This window comes from Streptococcus sp. HMSC064D12 (assembly GCF_001837205.1).
Lineage (GTDB): Bacteria > Bacillota > Bacilli > Lactobacillales > Streptococcaceae > Streptococcus > Streptococcus salivarius_D.
This window is the reverse complement of sequence record NZ_KV831744.1, coordinates 38,976-43,944: the sequence shown is the minus strand read 5'-3', so window position 1 is coordinate 43,944 and position 4,969 is coordinate 38,976. Positions and strand designations below refer to the sequence as shown.

Here is a 4,969-nt window from a genome sequence, read left to right as displayed (position 1 = left end):
ATTGTTCTCATTTTTAGATATACTCAAGTTGGCAAATACTGATATTTCCGGCTTCTTACCAATAAAAACTTGAGTTGTTGTTCCACCAACACCAGTTAATTGGCCATCTTTTTGAACATAATAAAGGTGAACATTATAAAGGCCTGTTGAGTTTTTATGAGCTGAAGCTTTAACGTTTACTGTGTAAGTTCCATTATTTTGACGGTTAGCCGTATACCAGATAATGTCATCTTGGCCATTAATTTCTGACCAAATTGGAACAGAGACTGTTTGAACACCATTTGGTGCTTTGACATTAGAGATGACAACATCAAAGCTACCAAGAGTTGGATTGTTATTAACAATAGAAATAGTCCCACTCAAATCGCCTTGAGTTGGATCTGCTTCGACACTGGCATTAGCAGTAAATCGTCCTGTGTAGTCCACGCTTTGGTCAAAGACATGTTTACCTGGCAAGAGATTAGCTGTAGCTGAAAATTGCCATGCACCAGTTTTGGCATTATAGCGCATGTTTTTAGCGCTCGTTGCTGTAAGACTTGACGATGGGTACTGGGCAACCCAGAAATTCTCAATACCAAATTGAGAGGTTGAGACAGGTCCACGGTAGCCTAGATTGTTCTCATCCAACCAGCTGGCACTTGTGTAGAACATCAAGTTGTTGTATCCATGCTTACGCATTTCGTTAACCCAAGCTTGGGTGTTACGGTTGATATTTGGAAGCATATTAGAATCTTCGAAGTCATTAACCATAACAGTACTCTTTGGAAGGTTCAGTTTTTGTGCAGCTTGGATATAGAAACGAGCCTCTGCACGTGCTTCTTCCTCAGTTGTGTATCGAGAAAAATGATAGGTTGATACTTGAAGACCAGCAATTTGAGCATTGCGAACTTGTGATGGTGCTTTAGGGTTGTTGTACCAAGTGTCCTCAGTCAACTTGACAACGACACCACCCACACCTTGACGTGCAAGAGCACGATAGTCATCTACACTGATATCACCATTATGGCTGCTGACATCGATAAAAGTCTTTGGTTGTACCTTAAGCGTTTGCGAAGGAACATCCGTGGAATTCGTCAATTTAGCAGGTGTTGCTACAGCACTGTTTGACGTCTCCGAACTTGTCGCACTTGTAGAAGCTGTTGCACTTTCTGAACTTACAACTGAAGACGTTACTGAAGTTGATGCCGTTGCAGCCTCGGAACTTTGTGAAGCAGGAGACATAGATACCGCTGGAGCACTAGCTTTTGCCACTTCACTCGTAGCTGCGGGTGCTGAAACAGTTGATTTAGGAGTTACAGGTAAGGCTGCTTCTCCACCAAAAATTTCAGCCGCTGTCGCAGATTGATACTGATTTTCCTCAGTAACAGAAGGAGTTTTGGTCGTCGCCACTTCATCAGCTTGAGCAACCTGAGTTGTGACAGCCAAAAGAACAGCCGCACTGGCATAGTAGATAAAATCTTTCGTTCGCATTTAACTTTCCTTTTGCATTTTTAATATGTCAACCATTTTACCATAGAAAAACTCTAATGGAAAGCTTATTGTTAAAAATTTCTAAATAAAATAAAAATATTATAAAACCTTAAGTACTTATGAACTTACTATTCGTACAACATGAAAACCTTTTAACTATATATTTGAATTACTCTTTGAAAAGCAGGGAAAGAATTATGCTATATCACTAAAGATGAAAATGTGTGACAAAAGAAAAATTCCCGAACTTCCGTCCGAGAATTTTATCAACTTTATTTACGTTTTGGTGGGTTATGGATAGCTTCTCCAAGTACGTCAGCAAAGGCTTCATACATGTTTTCAGAGAAGGTTGGGTGACCGTGGATAGATTGCAAGAGTTCATCGACAGTCAATTCATTTTCCATAATTGTTGACGCTTCGTTAATCAATTCAGCTGCGGCTGGACCGATAATGTGAACACCAAGGATTTCATGGTACTTCGCATCTGCAACGACTTTAACAAAACCTTGAGCTTCATTTGAAGCGATGGCACGTCCGTTACCAGCAAAGCTTGATTTACCAATGAGAACATCACCGTATTTAGCGCGTGCATCTTCTTCAGTAAGACCACACATTGCGACTTCTGGGTGAGTGTAGACAGCTGCTGGTGTGTAGTCAAGGTGAGCCTTACGGACATTGCCACGCATAGCATTTTCAGCTGCAACTTCACCCATACGGTAAGCAGCGTGAGCAAGCATCTTAGTTCCGTTAACATCACCCGGTGCGTAGATTCCTGGGATTGATGTTTCTTGATAAGCATTAACTTTGATACGACCACGGTCAAGTTCAAGGTTAAGATTTTCAAGACCATCCAATTGTGGGACACGACCGATTGAAAGAAGGGCACGATCCGCTACAATCTCTTCACCATTATTAAGTTTAAGGGTCAATTGGTTGTTAGCTTCTACAATCTCAGAAACCCCAACAGATGTCATGATCTTCATACCCTTTTTAGCAAGGATTTTTTGAAGTTCAAGTGATACTTCTTTATCCATAGCAGGAATAATGCGGTCAGCCATCTCAACAACAGTCACTTCTACACCGTATGAGGCATAAACAAGACCAAGCTCGATACCAACGACACCACCACCCATAACTGCAAGTGATTTAGGCAATTCACGCAAGTCAAGGATATCATCTGATGTCATCACAAGTTGTGACTCAATTCCAGGGATATTGATACGAGACACTTTTGATCCAGTCGCAAGGATAATATTACGTCCCTTGATTGTTTCTGAACCAATAGTAACTGTCTTATCTGGATTAACTTGACCAAGACCATTGAAAATAGTGACCTTGTTAGCCTTCAAAAGCCCTTGAACACCACCAGTAAGTGTCTTAACGACAGAGTTCTTAAAGTCAACTGTCTTATCCATATCGATAGTGTAGTTTGTTGACGCTAGGTTGATACCACGACCTGCAGCAATCTTAAGTCCATCAAGGATTTCTGCATTTTTAAGGTAGGTCTTAGTTGGGATACATCCTTTATTCAAACATGTTCCACCAAACTCAGATTTTTCAACGATAGCAACCTTACCACCAAGTTGCGCACCACGGATGGCAGAATAGTAACCAGCAGGACCACCACCGACAACGATAATATCGTATTCATTGTCAGCAAGTGGTGCTTTTTCTGCAACGGCTGCTGGAGCAGCTTGGGCAGGAGCTTTAGGAACTTCAAGACCAGCTGATTCCAACTGAGCAGTTGCTTCAGCAACAGGTGCGCTAGTTGCGTTGTCAGCTACAACCTCACCTTCTGCTCCAATATAACCGATAACCTCAGTAACTGGGACTGTTTCACCAGCCTGACGTGTAATCTTCAAAAGGACACCTGAATCCTCTGCTTCAAGTTCCATGTTTGTCTTATCTGACATGATTTCAAGAAGGATATCTCCCTCATTTACCACATCACCTTCTTGTTTTTTCCACTCGATGATTTCGCCTTCCTGCATATCAACACCAAGCTTAGGCATAATAATCTCAAAAGCCATATTTTATGATACTAAGAACGCTAAAATACGACAGAATTTTAGGAGTTTTACGTTAGTGTGCTTGCACACCAGTAAAACTATCTAAATTCCGAAGCATTTCGTTCGAGTTCAAATCAACTCAAACGCTTTAACGCCCTCTCCTTTCTATTAAAACTTCAGTTTTTAGATATTTTTTTCTTAAATCAACAATTCCATAGGATTTTCAATCAAATGTTTCAAATCAACCATGAATTTGGCACCATTCATACCATCTACAATACGGTGGTCAATTGTCAAGCATAGACCCATGATTGGACGTACGACAACTTCCCCATCAACAACAACTGGAGTTTGAATCGTTGCTGAAACACCAAGGATAGCTGAGTTTGGTTGGTTGATGATTGGGTTAAATGATTTGGTTCCAAACATTCCCAAGTTAGTAATAGAGAAGGTTGAACCTGACATTTCTGCAGCCTTCAATTTACCAGCCTGAGCCTTCTTGATGACATCCTTAGAAGCCACAACAAACTCAGACAAACTCATCTTATCTGCACCGTGAACGACCGGCACAATCAAGCCATCATCGAGACCAACGGCAATACCGAGATTAACAAATTTATGTAATTCAATATTTTGGGCATCGTCAATCAAGGATGCATTGAGGTAACGGTGTTCCTCTTTCATAAGGGTACGTACAACCGCCAAACCAATCAAATCAGTGAAGGTTACCTTCATTCCAGTCTTATTCATGATTGGATCTAGGACTTGCTTACGAAGAGCCATAAGGTTAGTCATGTCCACGTCATAGTTAAGAGTAAAGGTTGGTGCAGTCAAGTAAGAGTGCGTCATTCCCTTAGAAATCGCCTTACGCATAGCAGACATTGGGATAACTTCCACGCCTTCTGGCAAGACTTTTTCAGGTTTAGCTTCAACCACAGGGGCAGCAGCCGCTTCCTTAACTTGCGCTGGAGCACTGATTGCAAGGATATCTTCCTTAGTAATCTTACCACCAAAGCCTGTTCCAGATACGCTAGCTAAGTCAATACCAAGGTCCGCTGCAATCTTACGTGCCAATGGTGTCGCCTTAGGTTGAGCACCCTTAAAGTTCTCAACGTCATCAGCATGAACACGACCTTTTGCTCCAGTTCCTGGAACTTGAGCGAGGTCAATACCCAACTCACGCGCCACCTTACGAGCCTTAGGTGTTGCACGTACTTTGCCACCTTCGTGAACGACAGGTGCTTGCGTTTGCGCTGCTACTACAGGCTCGGCTACAGCGGCAACTTTTTCAACTTTTGGCGCAGGTTCAGCAGCTGGTGCGCTAGCTACGTTATCAGCCACCACTTCACCTTCTGCTCCAATATAACCAATAACCTCAGTAACTGGGACTGTTTCACCAGCCTGACGCGTAATCTTCAAAAGAACACCAGAATCTTCTGCTTCAAGTTCCATGTTCGTCTTATCTGACATGATTTCAAGAAGGATATCTC

3 protein-coding genes are annotated in these 4,969 nt (G+C 42.1%); all 3 read right to left on the bottom strand.

From position 1 onward, the window contains the following. The coding region (locus tag HMPREF2697_RS06025; protein ID WP_180364360.1) for a GH25 family lysozyme at window positions 1-1,470 on the bottom strand (1,470 nt) is incomplete at its 3' end. 272 nt (window positions 1,471-1,742) lie between these two features. Next, entirely contained in the window at window positions 1,743-3,500 is a 1,758-nt protein-coding gene (gene lpdA, locus HMPREF2697_RS06020; protein ID WP_070849985.1) for a dihydrolipoyl dehydrogenase, read from the bottom strand. Between the two features lie 177 nt (window positions 3,501-3,677). Next, a partial coding sequence (locus HMPREF2697_RS06015; protein WP_070849984.1) for a dihydrolipoamide acetyltransferase occupies window positions 3,678-4,969 on the bottom strand: 1,292 nt, incomplete at its 5' end.

Coding starts and splice junctions, on each gene's coding strand:
- lpdA (WP_070849985.1), bottom strand. CDS start 3,500: ATGGCTTTTGAGATTATTATGCCTAAGCTTGGTGTTGATATGCAGGAA.